Raw genomic sequence first — 18,675 nt, forward strand, 5'->3', positions numbered from 1 at the left:
ATCGCATGATACACGCTCTATGGCGTCTCTCCTCGATGTCGGTAAGGTGTTTTTTGGCATTCGGATGGTTCGAGGTTTACGCTTTCCCGCTTCTGCAGAAGCAATCGAGCGTGTGATCGTTCACCATGCCGGAGGCTTGCATGAAGGCGTAAAGAATTGTGGAGCCGACGAATTTCATCCCCTTCTTCTTCAAAGCCTTGCTCATGGCATCGGAGAGAGGGGTGGAAGCAGGGACGCTGGCGATGGTTTCCCAGTGGTTTACGATGGGCTTGCCGTCCACAAAACTCCATAGGTATTCAGCGAAGCTGCCGCCATCCTTGACGATATCCAGGTAGATTTGCGCATTGGTGATGACCGCCTGGATTTTCAAGCGGTTTCGGATGATTCCCGGATTTTGCATTAATTCCTCTACCTTGTCCGGTCCATACAAGACAATACGTTGGGGGTCGAAATGATCGAAGGCCTCTCTGAAAGTTTCGCGTTTCTTCAGAATGGTATACCAGCTCAATCCCGCCTGCATCCCTTCAAGCATGAGCAATTCAAACAGCTTTTGGTCATCGTAAAGCGGCTTGCCCCATTCTTCGTCATGGTAGGCGATGTATAGCGGGTCGGTATTGACCCAGGCGCAACGGGTAGGACTCACGGTGCCAACACTCCTTCTCGAACATTTGTTTGCCTATTGTATAATCACATTTTATCTCAATTCGGGAAAAAAACATAGTTGTCGCGGAACCGGTTCTCGCGAATTGCTCTTGGTCCTCCTCCTGGGCGGCTCCGCCGGTTTTCTTTCCGTTATGTCCGCACGGCGGGTCCCTTAAGGTAGCGGATTTCTCTAGTGCCTCCGCTCGCAGTCTCCTCGGTACCGGGTCTCTCTGGTGCCTCAGCTCGCAGTCTCCTCGTTGCCGGCTTCTTCCCCGATATTTTCTGTTCCTGCCTGTATCTTCTCCGCGGATACCGAATGGCAGGCCTGCTCGCCACCGACTCGTCGCCCTCTGCAAAAAAATAACTGGATTTCATCCAGTTATTTTCCCGTTTTCGGCGTTCTGGCCAGGATTAACTGTAAAACCTGCAGTTAATCTCCTCAAAACCGGCCGAAAGGGTCATAAACCTGAAAATTACCTGCAGGTTATCCAGTTAATTCGCGAATCATGGGCCTAAGCTCCAAAATAACTGGAGGTTTTCCAGTTAAATAAAAAGACCGGCCCCACAATCATCTAGAGATGACCGGGGCCAGCCTTGGCTAGCGCGTCATTAGAAGAATTTCAGCAGTTCCGCCTTCACGGCGTCGTTCGAGCCGTCGACAAGCTTTTGGTGCTGCGGCTTGTCAAACAACGCTTGAATCTGCGCCGGGAACGTCTGCTCGATTTGGATCAGCTCGATAGCCTCGTTGAACTTGGCCGGGTGAGCCGTTGCCAAGGCCACGGTGACTTCGCCTTTTGCGGTGAACCGGTCCGCGGCGGCCACGCCGCAAGCGGTATGCGGGTCCAGCAGGTAGCCGAAATCATCGTGCACCTGTCCGATCGTAGCGAGACAGTCGTCGTTCTCCACGCTGGCTGCGGCAAAATCGCGTTGCACTTGCGCAAGCGTCTCGCCGGACACGGTAATCCGGCCTTCCTGCCGGAATCCCTCCATGAGATCGGAGACGGCTGAGGCATCCTCCCCTTGCAGGTAGTACAAGTAACGCTCGAAGTTGCTCGCGACCTGGATGTCCATCGACGGGCTGTACGTCATATGGAATTCCCCCGGCTGGTAGACGCCTTCGTTCACGAAGCGTTCCAGAATGTTGTTTTCATTCGTGGCGAGAATGAGTTTACCGACGGGGAGCCCCATTTTTTTGGCCAGAAAGCCTGCAAAGATGTCTCCGAAATTGCCGGTAGGCACGCTGAAGTTAACGGTTCCTGTCCCAGCACCCGAGTCCGCAAGCCGGAAGTAGGCGTAGAAGTAATATACGGTCTGCGCGAGAATCCGCGCGAAGTTGATCGAGTTAATTGCCCGCAGGTGATATTCCTGCTTGAATGCTACGTCCGCGAACAATTCCTTGATGATCCGCTGGCAGTCATCGAAGTTGCCTTCCACCGACAGGTTCAGCACGTTGGCGTCATCCACCGTCGTCATCTGCAGCTCTTGCACTTTGCTGACCTTGCCGTTCGGGTGCAGAACGCAGATCTTAATTCCTTCTTTACCCCGTACGCCCTCGATGGCCGAAGCCCCGGTATCGCCGGAGGTGGCGCCGAGAATGTGGATGATGGAATTTTTTTCGCGGGAGATGTACGAGTACAGGTTCCCCAGAAATTGCAGCGCGATATCTTTAAAAGCGAACGTCGGTCCGTGGAACAGCTCAAGTACATGGAGCCCGTCTTTTACCCGGCGCAGCGGAGTGACTTCCTTGTCGCGGAACGTCTTGTAACTGTCGTCCACGAGTTGCTTCAAATCCTCGCGCGGGATTTCCCCGTCAATATACAACGCAAAAATTTCAAGGGCCAGCTCCGGGTAGGAGAGCTTTTGCCACTGTGCCAGCGTGTCATCCGATACTTGCGGGATATGCTTCGGTACGAGCAGACCGCCGTCGTCGGCCAGTCCCATCAGGACCGCGTCGATAAAGCCGATGCCCGCTACTTTCCCCCTAGTGCTGATGTATTCCATAATGATCCCCTTTGCATTCAACGATTTTCAACCATTGTAACAAAAAATGTCCGCTTTCCCAACAGGTTTGCGTCATTTTTATTTCGGCTTGATGGGATAAGCAATGGTGGTACAATGGAATTAGGTCGAACTAACTAAGTCACCTTGGAGCCAGGAGAGATTGCCGATGATTGCAAAATATAGTCTGGTTTTTTTTCTAACGATCCTGATTGCGGTTTTGGCCAACGTTTTTCGTTTTAAACTGAACGCTACGCTGAATAGATGGATTCTAATCATGTCTTCGCTGGTGCTGGTCGAAGTCCAGGGGTATCTGTTTGATTTTCAGCATACGAATTGGATGCTGCTCCTGTTTATAGGTGTCTCGGTGCTAAGTTTCGGGTTATGGGGAGGCGTCATCAGCACCGGCGTGGCCTGGTTGATTTTATATGCGCAATGTCGTGTAAGCGATTTATCGGTCGGACCGACTTACCTTTTGTTTACGGCGGGCATTTATATGCTTATCAGGCATATCGGGCATTTACAAAGCGAAAGCGAGGGCTGGCTAGGTAAGCTCACGGAAAATTCGCGCCAGCTGAACGTGTTTAAGGAAGTCAGTCTATCCATGCAGCAAACGTTTAATTTGGACAAACTGCTGCAAACGATTTTGACTTCGGTGACGGCGGGACACGGCCTCGGCTTTAACCGGGCCTTCGTCATGCTGATGAACGAACAGGGGACGAAGCTGCACGGCATTATGGGGACGGGGCCGATGAGCGCCGAAGAAGGATACGCAATTTGGGACAGGATTACCAAGCATAAATACAAGCTCGTGGAATTGATAGAAATTAAGGAGAAAGAGAAATCGTCGTCGGATTTGAAGCTGAATGAACGGGTGAAAAGAATTCAAATTCCGCTGAACGAGCCTAATTTTCTGGCGGAAGTGCTGGAGGGAGACACTCCGCGGCATCTTCAGGAAATCAGGGCCGATGAACGCGATCCGGTGCTGCAAATGCTGGGCCGGGAATTTAATATGAGCGAGCTGGCCGTGTTTCCGCTGGTAAGCCAGGGGATCAAGGTCGGAGTGCTTCTGATCGACAATCCGGTCAACAAGAAGCCGATCACGGCGAACGATATCGACAGCGTGCTGCCGCTGGCTAACCAGGCCGCCATTGCGATCCACCAATCCCGGCTTTATATGAAGGTGGAGGACATGGCACTTAAGGACGGATTGACCGGACTACATAATCATCGCGCATTTCAGTCTCTGCTCACCCAGCATTGGCCGGTTTCCGGCGAGCCGCCGATCGCGCTCATTCTTTTGGATATCGATTATTTCAAACATTTTAATGATACTAACGGTCATTTGCTCGGAAACGAAGTATTGGTTCAATTGGCCGACGTCATCCGCGGCTCGATCCGGAAGCGCGATCAGGCGTTTCGTTTTGGGGGCGAGGAGTTTGTCGTTCTTCTTCCCGATACGGAGGAGAAAGAGGCTGTGCTGGTGGCGGAGCGCATACGGACCCAGGTGGAGAGCGCTTCGTTCCCCGGCGGAGAGAAACAGCCGGCCGGACGCCTGACGGTGAGTCTGGGCGTGGCTTCGTCCCGCAAGATGCCTTCATTGACCCCGCATGAGCTAGTGGATACCGCGGACCAGGCGCTCTATCAGGCAAAAGAGTCAGGCAAAAATCGAGTGGTGTGCTAGGAGGGTTGAAGGATGGTCACCGGATTATCTTCATTTATGATTGTGTTGCTGTTCATACTTATGGTTGTAGGGAGCGGGCGTTATTTTTATGGTCAGGAGTTAAAATCCAGGGCACGTAAGCTAAGCCGTATGCTTCATCTGGAAATTCCGAATATGGACTATTCCTTTGAGCAAATCGTTTATTTCGTTTCCTTGCCCACCAATATTCCTTCGATCCGGAATGCGAGCCGGGAGAGTCTCGTCATCAAGCTGGATTACAAGTCTTTGATTTTCCCCCGGTTATCCGGGCTTAAAATGTATATCAAAACGGAAAAAGAAAAGATCCTGCTTGCGTATTTGCCGATCAAGGATTTTCGCCTCCCTGCGCTGGATCAGATTCTGGAACAGGGAAAAATCAACGAATCCGACTACCAGAACATGAGTACCTGCAAATTGATCCACCCGGCTACGCTGAAGGAAATTAACGAAGAGGTCTATCGGCAAATTCAAGTCGGCCGCAAAAGACGCAAACCGGCTGGGGCTGCCGATCCGGAGCAAAGAACGGTCAAAGCGATTTGACCGTTCTCCACAAAATCTCTTTATGAATCGCAGGGTGGTCGATATGCCGATTCATGAACCGGACCATGTCTTCGTTATCCGCCTCCACGAAATAAATGCCTTCCGTAAGTTTGCCCTCCGCGATAATCCGGCGGCCGGCTTCAACCCCGAGCGCTATGGCACGGGCAAGACGCTGATGCTTCTCCCGCACGAACATACTCTTGAAGAGTACGGTGCGTTCGTCAAACCTCTCCAGAATGATCCATCCCACGGGTACATCCCGATACCGCAAAATCAAGCTGTGCTCCTGATCAATGCACTCCTCTTCCGCAAAAGGGTCGAGGATCGGTGGATACCAGACGCCTTTTCCCTGGGCAATCGCGGCACGTTCCCCGGGGCGGAGCCCGGACAGGGGCCCGCAGGAAAACTCGGCCGGCATTTCGAGCCGCCTGATCCGCGGGAGATCCTCAAGGATCTCCCGCAGCGGGCCGCTCCAGACATGAATGCCGGGCGTCGGCGCCGCAAAGCCGCAGTTGCGCAAAAAGGCGGCCTTCATAGAGTCCGGCTCCGCAGGGCCGACATACTCCGCCCTGATCCCGGCCGCGCCGTTCTCGCGCAGCAGCTGCTCCAGCATGCCGAGCAATTGGCGGCCGATGCCTTGGCGGCGGTAGCGCGCGTCGATCTCGAGCGCGCGTAAATTCGCCGCCTTCGCGGCAGCCGGGCCGTCGGCATGCAAGCTGGCCACGGCCAATCCGACGGGCCGTTCGCCCAGGCTCGCTCCCAGCGCCGCAAAAGACGGAGGGAGCTCCTGCATGAAAGACAGGAGCTCCTTCGGCATCAAGGCACTATACGCTTGGGGCAATGCCCCGCGATAGGCGCGAACCTCAATCTTGCTCATAAGGAGGAAGCGGGAAGGAAATCGGGATGATCACAGGTTCCGGCTTATTTCCCACAAAGTCCCCCATCTGATTGAAAACGATTTGGAATGCCGGAACGGGAAGCGGAAACGGCGGGTATTTCATCATACCCTCTGTCGTGAGGGCAATGATGATCGTATCTTCTCCGTTCCTATGCGCAATGGTGAAGTCCGTAAGATCTAACGGAATGGGGTGAGCCGGATCTCCGGCAAGCAAATAATCAACTCTGATACTTCCCGGTAACGGGGTTTCATATCCGATAGTGTACAGAGGCTCGTCCATGGTGACCGTCATGACCCCGCTATCGTAAGTGGCGCTGGTCGCGGTCGGTTTTTGGGCATCGAATCTTACCGGGATAATAACCTCTTTAACCGTCGTTCCGGCTTCCGTTACGGTAAAGATCAATTCGGCCTCCGATTGCTCGGTGGCTGAGGCGCTTGCGCTAACGGAAAGGCCATCACTTCCCATATTGCTTACGGTGACCCATTGCTCGTCCGACGAACGTACCTCGATACTGCCGATCACCTCGCCGTTCGTCATCAAACCGAGGGACGCATCTTCACTGTTGTTCACCGTGGTAAAGAACTGATCTTCCCCGTTCCGTTGAACCTGGATCAAATTTTTCAGGCTCTGTTTGGTATAAGTGTTATTCCCCTCGGCAGGCACAATTTTTGTGGCGGTGCCCGGCTTCAGGAAGAACTCCCCGGCCACCTGGGTGACCTCCAAAGGTTGGATCAAGGAGCCTTCGAACTCATCAAGGGCCTGGTTCAACGCATCGATCGCTTCCTTGATTCGCTCCTCCGTCGCCATGGAATCGTGTTGTACCTCGATGGCGGTGTTTACAGCGCTGCCCAGGTACTCGACCGCAAAAGGAGAGTATTTCCCGGTGGTGTTTCCGCTGTTCCCTTCGGCCGAGCTCAGAAGACCCTGCGCCTCATCAATAACTTTACTTAACAAAGCCAGGGGGTCATCCGTCCGGTAAACCACCTGCTTGTTTGAAAATACAGGGGACAGCTTGCCGGACGCGCTGCGAATCGCACGGTCGGGGTCCAGAGGCTGGTAGGATACCTCGACTTCGGCATCCAAAGCTTGGCCCCGTTCCAGTTTCACAAGGACGGACTTGCCTTGGATGGCGATGCTTTGAATGGAAAGAGGGTATATTTGCTCACCGTCCATGCCGCTGACTTTGATATCCTCTTTTGTGGGAACATGCGTGGTATCCAGCGTTTCGCTGTAAGCGACGGCAATGGTACTGGAATCGGAGAAAGACAGCGAAGGGGCGGCCAATGTGGTAGTATCGGGATTCGTGCCCGGGTTGGTGGTTCCCCCGCCGCCTCCGCTACTCCCGTTGCTGCCTCCGCTACCGCCGGTATTCCCGGTAGTCGCCGGAGGCGTTGTCGGAGCCGGCGTTTGAGGTGGGGATGTCTGACTTCCCGTCCCCGGATTTTCCGACGGAGGCGGAGTCTGGTTTTTTAACTCTTCGGCTTTTTTGAGGAATTTGGAGGCGACTTGAGCGACGGCTTGCCGTTCCGCGTTTCCTGCAGGGTTAAACGTCCCGTCCGTGTTGCCCGAAATCAGCCTCAGTTCCAAGGCCGCTGCGACGGCGTCCTTAGCGTAGTCGGCAATTAGGGCGGCGTCGGAGAATTTAAGATCGGCCCCTTTCCCCGCGGCGTCAACGCCCAGTGCACGTACGAAAAGAACCGCCATATCCTGGCGGGAGAGATTTTGGCCCAAGCCGAACTTGCCGTCTCCTTGTCCCTTGATTAAGCCTGCTTTTGCCGCGGCCTCCACGAATTGATAGGAGTAATGGCTGGCCGGCACGTCGGTGAAGGTAGCCGTTGCCGGAGCGGATTGCAAATCAAGGTTCAAAGATTTGGCCAAAATGATCGCAAAATCCTGACGCGAGATTTTTCCCGTAGGGTCGAATTTGCCCTCGCCTTTCCCGTTGATAATGCCGGCTTGCACCAGTTCATTGATGGCATCCTTGGCGTAAGACCCGTTGATGTCGGTCAGTTCCGCCGCCGCGGATACGGGAAAGGCAAAAGCGCTGAGGAGTGCTGCTGTAGTCATGACTTTAAATATGATTTTGTTGTTCATCCGTACGATGACCCCCTTGGCTAATTTGATACCCTTAGCTGTTGTTTATCTATTTTTGATGTCTATTGAATCTACTAAGGAAATTACTTCCTATTAAGCATAAAGGATTGCTATATTTTTGTAATTAACTTTTTTTAAAAATAATATATTAAATTTCGAAATATTATCCGAGGCCGGTTCCGAACCGATGCCCAGGCCCACGCATAGCATATAGCACCACTTTGGAAGCAAGGAAGGGCGTGGTTGGGTAATGGGAATTCAGCTTACGGCGATCCATTACGTTTATTTGGCGTTTATCGTGTTCATTCTGGCGCTGCTGATCAAGCGGCGCGATACGACGATGATTTGCGTGGCGGGGATTTTCTTGCTCGGCCTGCTTGCGACGGAGACGCTCGGCGGCTCGGTTTCGGGAATATTTAACTCCTTTATTTATGCTACAAAAGAACTCATGGGGACGATCATGATCATTTCGATCATTGTCGCCATGAGCCGGGTTCTGATCATCACGGGGATCAATGAAACGATGGTCGCACCGCTGACCCGGTTTATCCGTACGCCGGCGGTCGCTTTTTGGGGAATCGGCCTCATTATGATGGTGACCTCTTTCTTTTTCTGGCCATCTCCGGCGGTGGCGCTGATTGGCGCCGTGCTTTTGCCGGTGGCGCTCCGCGTCGGGCTTCCCGCACTCGGGGCCGCGGTGGCGATGAATCTGTTCGGCCACGGGATCGCGTTGTCCGGCGATTATATCATTCAAGGAGCGCCGAAATTAACGGCGGACGCGGCGGGGTTGCCGGTAAACGAGGTGATGGCGGCAAGCGTTCCATTGGTTATCGTGATGGGGGCTGTCACCACGGTGATCGCGTTTTGGATGATGCGCAGGGATATGCAGCGGGGAACGTGGAGAGACGGGCTTGTCGCCGAAAAAAGCGCAGCCGGCGCCTTGCGATCTTCCGGAAGTGCAGCAGAGGAGGAACGAGCCGTTATTTCGCCGGGCGCGAAAAGAACGCTGGCCATCCTCATCCCGCTTCTGTTTCTGGCCGATGTAGCGGCCATGTTCTGGCTGAACCTGCAGGGCGGAGACGCCACGGCACTTGTAGGGGGGACCGCGGTGATCATTCTGATCGCGGTCACGTTGCTGGCACATCGCAATCAGGGGCTGGAAAAAGTGACGTCCTATCTGATTGACGGTTTCGTCTTCGGTTTTAAAGTCTTTGGTCCGGTCATCCCGATCGCCGCCTTTTTTTATCTGGGCGACTCGGCCTTCACGGACCTGTTCGGCAAAGTGCTCCCGGAAGCTTCGCACGGGATCGTGAATGACCTCGGCGTCGCGCTGGCGGGCAGCGTTCCGCTAAACGGAGCCGTTGGCGCCGTAACGTCGGTCGTGACCGGGGCGATTACCGGCCTCGACGGCTCCGGCTTCTCAGGCATCTCCCTCGCCGGGTCGATCGCCCAACTGTTTGCGGTCGCTACGCACTCCGGCGCCGCCACGCTGACGGCGCTCGGGCAAATCGCCGCCATCTGGGTCGGCGGCGGCACGCTGATCCCGTGGGCCCTGATCCCGGCCGCGGCCATCTGCGGCGTCAGCCCGTTCGAGCTGGCGCGCCGCAACTTGAAGCCGGTGCTGATCGGCCTCGGCGTAACGACGGTGGTGGCCATGTTTCTGGTGTAACAGCACCATAGGGGTGGCAACGGCCGGCTTGAGGCTGGCGCGCCGCTAATTTGAGGATGTCGCGCTCCGGCCAGTGGCTCGCGCCGTCTTATTGCAGCCGGTCGGCCCCACGCATAGTGGCTCGCGCCGTCTTCGAATAGCGCGTCCAGTCAGTGGCTCGCGCCGTCTTCAAGTAGCGCTCCAGCCCCACGCCTGCCTCCTGTCTGAACGCATACTCGGCCCCTCACCCGCCCTCTCACGCAGACCCTAATTAACTGGATTTCCTACAGCTAATTTCGAACAAAAGAAGCCCGGGGCTAAAATAACTGTAAAACCTACAGTTATTTCAACCCAAACTTAGCTAATCCTCGCATTTCGGCCGAATTACCTGTAGGTTTTCCATCTAAATGCCGCCAACCGCCTCAAACGCACAAATTACCTGTAGGTTTTCCAGTTAGTTAAAGTAACTTGGCAAGAATAATACCTGCTCGCACTAAAGTATCGTGAATCGACTAGAGGTCCGCAATCTCCTCCCCATTTTCGCCGCGCTAACCCCCGTACTATCCCGGCACCCGCCCAACTCATCTCCAGTCAATTAAAGTAATCCAAAACATGATGAGCCAGCTCGTATCGCACGAGCCTTTGGCCGGTTCCCCGAGAAGAGGGGAGCAGCCAGCCTTTGTCGCACAGCTTTCGCAGCATTTGGACGGCTGTTCTGTGATCGACTCCAAAATGAAGCTCTGCATCTTTGGGGCGGATTTGCCCGCCCATTTGAACGGCAAGACGAATGAGCTCCTTCTCGGCGAAAATAGCACGGCTAGACGGAGCCAGTTCAGCCTGATACCGGCTCATTGCCAACCGTAATAAAGTGATGCAGAGCTCGGGCTGCTGCTCCACATCGTCATAAGCAAAGGAGATCACGTTACAGCCCATTGCGTAAAGGAAGGTCTCGCGGTTTAGTTCGTTGCTGAATTTTTGCCGGTCCATGTCCCGTGCGTGCGAGGCATATCCTTTGATTTCGATCATTAGCTTTACATACCCCGGTAACCAGGCGAAATCTGCAAAATAAGGCCTACCGCGCCAATCGGATACTTCGTATTCCGGATGGAGATGTTCCAGGTTACCCCGCAGCGGCCACCAGACGTTGCGCAGAAAGAGCTTTTCGGCGTGGGCATGGCCTCGCTCCAGCCGTCCCCGGCGTTCCCCCGATCTATTCGCCAAATGTCGTTGAATCCACATACCGTGCGCTTCCCCAAATTCCATGCCTATTCATCCTCTCGCTAAAAAATAAAAACGCCCCGCCTCACTCTTCCGAGTGATACGGGACGTTCTTCGTCTCTTCTAGACCCAGTATATGCTAAATTATGCGTGGTGACTATATTGGATTTGGTGTTAATAGTAAATTTTTAAAAATAACTGTAAAACCTCCAGTTAATTTTACGCATACTAGTTACGGGAAAGAATTAACTGTAAAACCTCCAGTTATTTTAACCCGAATTCAGCTAATCCCCGCCTTTCGGCCGAATTACCTGTAGGTTTTCCATCTATTTGTTGCGCCCCGCCTCAAATGAGCGAATTACCTGTAGGTTTTCCAGTTAATTGGGCTATCCATATCGGTGTTCATACTCATCGAAAGTAAGAAATTACACTTCCGAAAAGAAGAACTTACTCTCTTCCGAAGTAAACCACCTGTGGTAGGATAGGAAGAAACAGGGAGAATGGTCGGACTGCGGTTTATCTTGAATGCTGCGCTCGGATGGAATATACATACTGATATAGTACGGGAAGACCGTAAAACCGTTTTATTCGCGATGTTCAACGGAGGTGAATTATCGACAACATCTGTCTGCTGGCGAAGAAACTCAGGCGTGCAGATGTTCCGCCGACAGGTTGCAAGACAGAAGACAGTACTACATAGAAAAGTCAGATAACTAAAAGGAGGATTCACGTTGAAAAACTCATTGAGAGAACAGCCGAACCATTTGTCCGGTGCCGACGGGCTCCGGGCCTTGGCGTGTTTGGGCGTTATTTTTCATCATCTTGCACAAACAATGGCAGTATACCTGCAAAAGCCTTCGGTTCAGGAGCTGCAATCATTCCTGATTCTGGGCAATGTAGGCGTCAGCATCTTTTTCGTGCTTAGCGGGTATTTGCTGGCCTATCCTTTTTGGAAGCGCTACCTTAACGACGCGGAATATCCCAGCATCAAACAGTACGTCGTCCGCAGAGCGGCAAGGATCATGCCGGGTTATTACTTCGCTTTTATCCTCTGCATGATTCTGGTGCTAACCTTAAACATTGATTCACAGCATTTTTGGCTTCGCTCCTTAACCGGCTTGACCTTCACCTCTGGATTCCACTACACCACCTTCTTCCCTTCGGAAATCAACGGACCGTTCTGGTCGATCAGCTTTGAAGTCTTCAGTTATATTCTTATGCCGCTCTTTATGTATGGTCTGTTTAAACTGTTTGGCAAAAAGAGATCATTTCCGGCAGCGATGCTTTACTGGGTCGGCGTGCTGGTTGTGATTGTTGCGGCCAACCAGTTGATTCACCGGTTTTTCACGCCGGGTGAGGAATTGCGAGGTTGGGATTACGGGCTCATCGGCGGTGCGAAATTCTGGATGCCCAATTACAATCCGGTCGGGTTCTTCGGCCATTTTTCAATCGGAATCATGGCGTCCGGTCTGGTTTGCCGTTTTCAGAAGGCCGAGCGTACAGCAAAGCTTCGTGCCACGGGGCTTTTCGATGTGTTGAGCGCAGTCGCTCTGATTACCGCCGCGCTCTTTCTCTGGATATCCCGGCATAAACCGGAATTCAGCTTGAGCATCCAGCACCAACCTTTCTTCTTTCCGTTCTTCACGATCCTCATCGGCTGCTTCCTCATGACGGTTCCGTTCTCCCGCTGGGTCGGCATAGGTATGGACAATCCTTTTTTCCGGTATACGGCCAAGGTGTCATTCGGGCTATATATTTGGCATAACCTGTTAATGACGCTAGCGGTCAAGTATTGGATCAAGGATTTTCACTTTGGGGGCATCATGGAGCTGGACCGCTGGATTTGGCTTTCGCTTGGCGTCCTTGCAGTTTCTTACGCGATCGCTTCATTATCGTATTTTCTCCTGGAGAAGCCGATTTTGGACCGTTCTCATCGGTATAAGGGTTCACGAGGGGTACCAAAGCACGGGGCTAAAAAAGCTGCATAATTCTTGGACGAAATATGATATTATGAAAGAAATTCATGAATGAGGTGGTAATTTCTTGATTGGACGCAGTGGTAATCCTACATTGAAAGACACTACTTTTGAAAGACCGGAGCAATATTCCTCCGGCATGAATGCAATGACCATCGAAGGAACCGTAAACAAAGCGTTTATTACGCTGGTAATCCTTTTGGGCAGCGCGTTCGGCACTTGGATGCTTTATTTTGACGGGTACAATGTAATTCCTATGGCGATCGGAGGCGCGATCATCGGCTTTATCCTGGCCCTGGTTGTCAGCTTTTCGCCTAAAGCCGCGCCTTATCTGGTTCCGATTTACGCCATTGCGGAAGGGATGTTCCTGGGGGCTATTTCCGCGCAATATGAATCGCTTCTGAATGGCATCACCCTGCAAGCCGCCTTATTGACGATGGGCGTATTCCTGGCTTTGCTGATCGCATACAAGACGAGACTGATTAAAGCTACGGAGAATTTCAAGCTTGGCGTCATTGCCGCCACCGGGGGCATTGCGCTCGTTTACTTGCTGAGCTTTATTTTAGGATTGTTCGGCATTCGCATGCCGTACCTGCATGACAGTTCGCTGATCGGCATAGGTATTTCGGTCGTGATCGTCATCGTGGCTGCGCTGAACCTGGTGCTCGATTTCGACTTCATCGAGAGCGGAGCTGAACAGGGCGCCCCGAAATACATGGAATGGTATGGCGCGTTCGGGCTGATGGTTACGCTGGTATGGCTGTACCTGGAAATGGTCCGGTTGCTTGCCAAAATCGCAAGCCGCGACTGATCCGGTAACCGTACCCTGCAACCGCAAGGGAACAACAAGTAAAGGCTGACGGGAATGAAACTTCCCGCCAGCCTTTTTGTATCTGTCTTAGCGTATTTCTTTTACCGAAGCCACTTCGTAAGTTATGATCTCGCTGCCCAGAATCGGGGATTCCTTCTTCGCTTCCTCCGGTGAACCGGATTCGGGACGCTGGTGTGCGGCCTTGAAAGCATCGCTGTTTTTCCACGAGCTAAAGTCCTCCATCGATTCCCAGTAGGTGTTGACGTTCAGTTCATCGTAATCGCTCAGGTTCTGGGTGAGCAGTACCTCCACTTTAATGATGCCTTTTGACGAGTCTAACGGGCCCGGCGCGGTAAAGCGGGGAGCCATGGCTGCAGCCATTCCTTTTTTGACCTTGATCCGGTTGGTTACTACGATCATCATGAACAACTCCTTTCAATGGGGCGTTAATATGCCTTAATATCGGCTTGAACGGCCTATATCCTGATTCATGACTAGTATAGTGCTTTTGCGGAGGGAATAAAAGTTTGCCGGTCGGTTCGGTTCACGCCGATGAGCATAATATGGTATCCATTACTTGCTTGTGTTCATATTAAAAATTTGGGACAATAGAGCAGATTGGTTGAATTTAAGGGCAGTATGCAATTTACTTTTTATAGTTTTTCAAAAGAAAGAGGCAGGAACATGAATAAACCATCCATTTATGGATTGACCTTAGATCAGCTTGGAGCTTGGCTGGATGACCACGGCCACAAGAAATCGCGCGCCTTGCAGGTGTGGGACGGCTTGTACCGCCAGCGGGTAACCGAATTTGGAGCCATGAGCGAAGTGAAGCCGGAGGTTGCGGCTTTGCTGGAGGAGCATTTTTCCATACAAACGCTGGCGGTGCATACGAAGCAGGAATCGGCTGACGGTACCGTTAAGTTTTTGTTTAAGCTGGAAGACGGCAATCTGATCGAGACCGTATTGATGCGGCATAAGTTTGGCTTGTCGGTTTGCGTGACGACGCAGGTGGGCTGCAATATCGGCTGCAGCTTCTGCGCCAGCGGACTGCTAAAGAAGAGCCGGGATTTGACGTCCGGAGAAATTACGGAGCAGATTATGAAAGTCCAACTTTTCCTGGACGAGGCTGGTCAAGGAGATTTGGTCAGCCATATCGTGGTTATGGGCATCGGCGAGCCGTTTGACAATTTCACGCATCTGATAAGCTTCTTGCGGACCGTCATGGATGCGAAGGGGCTTGCGATCGGGCCAAGGCATATCACCGTATCGACCAGCGGACTGGCCGACAAGATCCGGGAATTCGCGGATCTCAATCTCCGTGTCAATCTGGCCGTATCGCTGCACGCGCCGAATGATGAGCTGCGCACGCGGATTATGATGATTAACCGCGGCATTCCGATTGAGAAGTTGATGGAGGCCATCGACTACTATCTGGACAAGACGAACCAGCGGATCACGCTGGAGTATATTTTGCTGCGGGAAGTCAATGACCAGCGGGAGCATGCGCTGGAGCTTTCCGAGTTAATCGGAGACCGGAGACCGTACGTGAATGTGAACCTGATTCCGTACAATCCCGTCGACGAACACAGTCAATACCAACGGAGCGATCAGGAGGCCGTGCTGGCATTCTACGATACGCTCAAAAAACAAAACGTCAGCGTCAGCGTCCGGCTGGAGCACGGAACCGACATTGACGCCGCTTGCGGCCAACTCAGAAGCAAGCAAATCAAACGGATGGAGAAAACGCCATCGTAATCGCAATAGCACCCAGGCTGCCTCGGAAATGAACGTTTCCGAGGCAGTTTTTTGTGGCCGGGCTCTATTTGAGGCTGGTGGGAGTTCAATTAACTGTAAAACCTACAGTTAATTTTTGGGATTTGCGGGGATGCGTGATAATTAACTGGAAAACCTCCATCTAATTCCCGGGTTATAGCATAAATCGTCTCGATTTCGCGAAATTAACTGTAGTTTTTCCAGCTAAATAGTGCAAATGAGCCGGATTGGCTAAATTAACTGGAGGTTATACAGTTAATTACGCTGTTCAAGTAACTTGTACACCAGCAGGAGTAACTTTAGAGCACTCAACAGATTGAACGAGTTGATATTGTAACTGTATCGTTGAAACGTAAATAACTAGAATATCGGCAAGAGTAACTATAGAATACCGGCAAGAGTAACTTGTACACCAGCAGGAGTAACTTTGAGGATCCGGCAACTGAATGAGTATATAGCAACTTTGTCGTTGAGGTAACTATGCAACTAGAGCTTCTAGCACCCGAGAGGTAGAAGGATAGAGGATGGCCTAAGAGCGGGAACAGGCATGGGTTACATGGGCGTTCTATCATCTTCGTCTACTAGGTGTAGGGGCATTAGACAGGGCAAAATTAGGCTCAACAATCCATCTGGAATGTGAAATGATGTACGTACATCAAAAATATCTAAAATTCAATCATGAAAGCGTTGACACTTCCGTTTCGGGTTGTTATTATAAAACCATCAAAGAGGTGTTAGGCGAGCCGGGACTTCACTTCGTGCACGGAGAGCGGCCCGCGAGCAATCTCTTAATAGCCAAGAAAAATAGAATGGCAGAGGATAGAGTATGGAACAAGAGAGACGATTGACGATTAAAGAATTGGCCAAGCAAATCGGGGTTTCCGTCGCCACGCTGGACCGGGTATTGAACAACCGGGGAAACGTGAAGCGGCAAACCTACGAGAAGGTCATGGAAAAGATCAAAGAATTGAACTATATGCCCAACAAATCGGCGAGCTTCTTGTCGCGGATGAATGATTACTCCATGGCGATTGTGTTCCCGGAACTTCCGGAATATTTCTGGAAGCAGGTTGAGAAAGGCGTTCAGATCGCAATCGATGAATTCCGCGACTACGGTCTCAACGTCAGTATCATCCGCTCCGAGAAATACGATCTGGATCTCCAAAAGAAGATCGTGCAGCAGTTGATCGACTCGGGGAAGTTTGACGCGATTGCGCTATCGCCGAACGATCCGCAGGAAATGGCCGATCTGATCGACCGCGGCGTGGATCAAGGCATTACCTTCTGTACCTTCAACAGCGACTCGCCGCTCAGCAAGAGATTGTTCTATGTAGGTTGCGACTACCGGATTGCCGGCCGCCTTGCGGCGGATGCGTTGTGCAAGTTTCTCGGAGGCAAGACCAGGGTCGGCCTCGTGATGTCCTACACCAATTTTCAGATGCAGCAGAAGGTGACGGGGTTCCGCGAGGTGGTTGCGGAATACGATCAGATTGAAATGATCGGCCCGCTCAAGTTAAGCCAGGAGGATTATGAATCTCCCGAGGCTTTTGCCGATTATTTCCGGCAAGTGGACGGTATTTACGTGTCCAGCGCCCGGCTCGACGTCGTCGCCAAACACTTGGAGGAGCTCAAGCCGGAGAATCGTCCGGTCCTGATCGGTCACGATATGACGGAAGAAACCTATCAATATATGAAGAAAGGGATCGTCACCGCGACGATCTGCCAGGACCCGGTGAATCAAGGGTATCTGACGGTCAAGTCGATGTTTGACCATCTCGTTACCGGCGACAAGGTCGGGTTGAAAGAAAACATCACCAAGCTGGAACTGGTGACCAGGGAAAACGCGCGTTATTACATCTAAACGGCTAATTCGTAATAACGCTGTTTTTTATCCCAAAAATGATGTACGTACATCATTTTATGATTGGTAAGATGAGTGGATTTGATGTCGGCATAACTGCCTACCGTTTTTTACAGGCATCAGGACAAAACGGCAGTGCATGCAAATAAACAACTCAGTAGGGGGAAAGGTCATGTTCAAAAATGTAAGGGCTCTCATGATGGCAATGGTGGCATTGGTTGTATTGTTATCGGCATGTGCTCCAAAAACGGAGTCGGGTTCCGGCAATTCGGGCAATTCCGGCAAAGATGGAGACAAGGTTGTCATTCAATGGTGGGATTCGATGACCAGTGAAGCCACCCAAGGCGCATTGAAAGAGATCATCGCCGATTACGAGGCTGCTCACCCGAACGTAAAAATCGAACGCACGTATATTTCTTTTGCGGATATAAAAAACAAATTGCTGCTCGGATCGGTCGGCAATCAAATGCCGGACATCGTCTGGCTGGACAACCCCGATCATCAGGCTTTTGCCGCTGCGGGCATTCTGGCGGACTTGACCGAACCGATCAAGGAATGGGGACAAGCGGATAAATATTACGAAGGTCCTTGGTCCTCGACTATGTATGAAGGCAAGAACTATGGCGTACCGATCGGAAGCAACAACTTGGCGCTTTATTACAACAAAGATATGTTTGAAGCCAAAGGCTTGACGCCTCCAACGAACTGGGAAGAACTGAAAGAAGCCGCCAAACAACTGACTACGAATGATGTGTACGGCTTTTCGATGACCGCGGTGAAAACCGAAGAAGGCACTTTTCAGTTCCTTCCTCTGATGTACCAATCCGGTTCCGATATTACGAACTTCAACAGCGAGGGTACGATCGAGGCGGCTACGCTGCTCCAGGATATGGTGAAGAACGGCTATATGTCCAAGGAAGTCATCAACCAGAAACAATCCGATACCGTAGTGCAGTTCTCTACAGGCAAAGTGGCAATGATGATCAACGGTACCTGGCAGATTCCGCTCCTGAAAAAAGAAGGCAAAGTAAACTGGGGCGTTGTCCAATTGCCGGAGAACAAGCAAGGCGGCACCATTCTTGGCGGGGAAAACTGGGCGATTACGAACGCATCCAAAAACAAGGATATCGCATTCGATATTATCAAATTCGCCAATGAGCCTGAACGTTTGAAAGCGTTTGATCAGGCGGCCGGGCGTCTCCCAAGCCGTTCCGACCTGCTGCAGGACCCGTTCTGGCAGGATGACAAAGATCTGAAAGTGTTTGCCGATGCGATGGAAGTCGCCAAAGCGAGAGCCTACGGACCGGAATATCCGAAAATGTCCGAGGCGATTCAAATCATGATTCAACAAGTTATTACCGGAAGCAAGACGCCGGAGCAAGCGGTGAAAGAAGCCGGCGACAAAATTGAGCCGCTCCTGAAAAAATAACAGCATTTGAATAGTTCCGCGGGATACGCGGGATAGAGATGGAATCTTATCCCTGCGTATCCCTCATACCAACAGAAATAG

At 51.9% G+C, this 18,675-nt stretch carries 14 protein-coding genes; 8 read left to right on the top strand and 6 right to left on the bottom strand.

What is annotated here, in order from left to right:
• Positions 1 to 76: 76 nt before the first annotated feature.
• On the bottom strand, positions 77 to 643 hold the full coding sequence (locus tag ACLB09_RS13640; protein WP_410770382.1) for a DNA-3-methyladenine glycosylase I: 567 nt from the start codon (positions 641 to 643) through the stop codon (positions 77 to 79).
• Between the two features lie 608 nt (positions 644 to 1,251).
• A complete protein-coding gene (gene thrC, locus ACLB09_RS13645; protein WP_410770383.1) occupies positions 1,252 to 2,643 on the bottom strand; it encodes a threonine synthase in 1,392 nt (463 codons plus the stop codon).
• 166 nt (positions 2,644 to 2,809) lie between these two features.
• Between thrC and ACLB09_RS13650 the strand changes: the two genes are divergently transcribed.
• Both ACLB09_RS13650 and ACLB09_RS13655 read left to right on the top strand, forming a co-directional pair.
• Positions 2,810 to 4,324, top strand: coding sequence for a sensor domain-containing diguanylate cyclase (locus ACLB09_RS13650; RefSeq protein WP_410770384.1), 1,515 nt, complete (start codon positions 2,810 to 2,812; stop codon positions 4,322 to 4,324).
• Between the two features lie 12 nt (positions 4,325 to 4,336).
• Complete coding sequence (locus ACLB09_RS13655) at positions 4,337 to 4,882, top strand: hypothetical protein (RefSeq protein WP_410770385.1); 546 nt, start codon at positions 4,337 to 4,339, stop codon at positions 4,880 to 4,882.
• Here the strand turns inward: ACLB09_RS13655 and ACLB09_RS13660 are convergent.
• Both ACLB09_RS13660 and ACLB09_RS13665 read right to left on the bottom strand, forming a co-directional pair.
• A complete protein-coding gene (locus ACLB09_RS13660) occupies positions 4,869 to 5,759 on the bottom strand; it encodes a GNAT family N-acetyltransferase (RefSeq protein WP_410770386.1) in 891 nt (296 codons plus the stop codon). The genes ACLB09_RS13655 and ACLB09_RS13660 overlap by 14 nt on opposite strands.
• Complete coding sequence (locus ACLB09_RS13665; RefSeq protein ID WP_410770387.1) at positions 5,746 to 7,875, bottom strand: S-layer homology domain-containing protein; 2,130 nt, start codon at positions 7,873 to 7,875, stop codon at positions 5,746 to 5,748. The genes ACLB09_RS13660 and ACLB09_RS13665 overlap by 14 nt, the downstream gene beginning before the upstream one ends.
• Positions 7,876 to 8,125: 250 nt before the next feature.
• Between ACLB09_RS13665 and ACLB09_RS13670 the strand changes: the two genes are divergently transcribed.
• Positions 8,126 to 9,544 (top strand): hypothetical protein, encoded by a 1,419-nt coding sequence (locus tag ACLB09_RS13670; RefSeq protein WP_410770388.1) that lies wholly within the window; start codon positions 8,126 to 8,128, stop codon positions 9,542 to 9,544.
• 570 nt (positions 9,545 to 10,114) lie between these two features.
• Here the strand turns inward: ACLB09_RS13670 and ACLB09_RS13675 are convergent.
• Positions 10,115 to 10,786 (bottom strand): hypothetical protein, encoded by a 672-nt coding sequence (locus ACLB09_RS13675; protein ID WP_410770389.1) that lies wholly within the window; start codon positions 10,784 to 10,786, stop codon positions 10,115 to 10,117.
• Between the two features lie 686 nt (positions 10,787 to 11,472).
• Between ACLB09_RS13675 and ACLB09_RS13680 the strand changes: the two genes are divergently transcribed.
• Positions 11,473 to 12,729: an acyltransferase family protein gene (locus ACLB09_RS13680; protein ID WP_410770390.1), complete on the top strand. Its 1,257-nt coding sequence runs from the start codon at positions 11,473 to 11,475 to the stop codon at positions 12,727 to 12,729.
• Positions 12,730 to 12,784: 55 nt separating this feature from the next.
• On the top strand, positions 12,785 to 13,528 hold the full coding sequence (locus tag ACLB09_RS13685; RefSeq protein WP_410770391.1) for a Bax inhibitor-1/YccA family protein: 744 nt from the start codon (positions 12,785 to 12,787) through the stop codon (positions 13,526 to 13,528).
• Between the two features lie 87 nt (positions 13,529 to 13,615).
• On the opposite strand, the gene ACLB09_RS13690 is transcribed toward ACLB09_RS13685, so the two are convergent.
• On the bottom strand, positions 13,616 to 13,948 hold the full coding sequence (locus tag ACLB09_RS13690; RefSeq protein ID WP_410770770.1) for a heme oxygenase: 333 nt from the start codon (positions 13,946 to 13,948) through the stop codon (positions 13,616 to 13,618).
• Between the two features lie 264 nt (positions 13,949 to 14,212).
• Here ACLB09_RS13690 and rlmN point away from each other — a divergent pair, with 264 nt between their 5' ends.
• The 3 genes from rlmN to ACLB09_RS13705 all read left to right on the top strand — a co-directional run bounded on the left by rlmN (position 14,213) and on the right by ACLB09_RS13705 (position 18,594).
• Positions 14,213 to 15,286, top strand: coding sequence for a dual-specificity RNA methyltransferase RlmN (gene rlmN / locus ACLB09_RS13695; protein WP_410770392.1), 1,074 nt, complete (start codon positions 14,213 to 14,215; stop codon positions 15,284 to 15,286).
• A gap of 844 nt (positions 15,287 to 16,130) precedes the next feature.
• Positions 16,131 to 17,165: a LacI family DNA-binding transcriptional regulator gene (locus tag ACLB09_RS13700; RefSeq protein ID WP_410770393.1), complete on the top strand. Its 1,035-nt coding sequence runs from the start codon at positions 16,131 to 16,133 to the stop codon at positions 17,163 to 17,165.
• Between the two features lie 172 nt (positions 17,166 to 17,337).
• Positions 17,338 to 18,594 (top strand): sugar ABC transporter substrate-binding protein, encoded by a 1,257-nt coding sequence (locus ACLB09_RS13705; RefSeq protein ID WP_410770394.1) that lies wholly within the window; start codon positions 17,338 to 17,340, stop codon positions 18,592 to 18,594.
• Positions 18,595 to 18,675: the final 81 nt, after the last annotated feature.

The sequence above is a fragment of the Fontibacillus forbon genome, assembly GCF_046559655.1.
In the GTDB taxonomy this organism is placed as follows: domain Bacteria; phylum Bacillota; class Bacilli; order Paenibacillales; family Paenibacillaceae; genus Fontibacillus.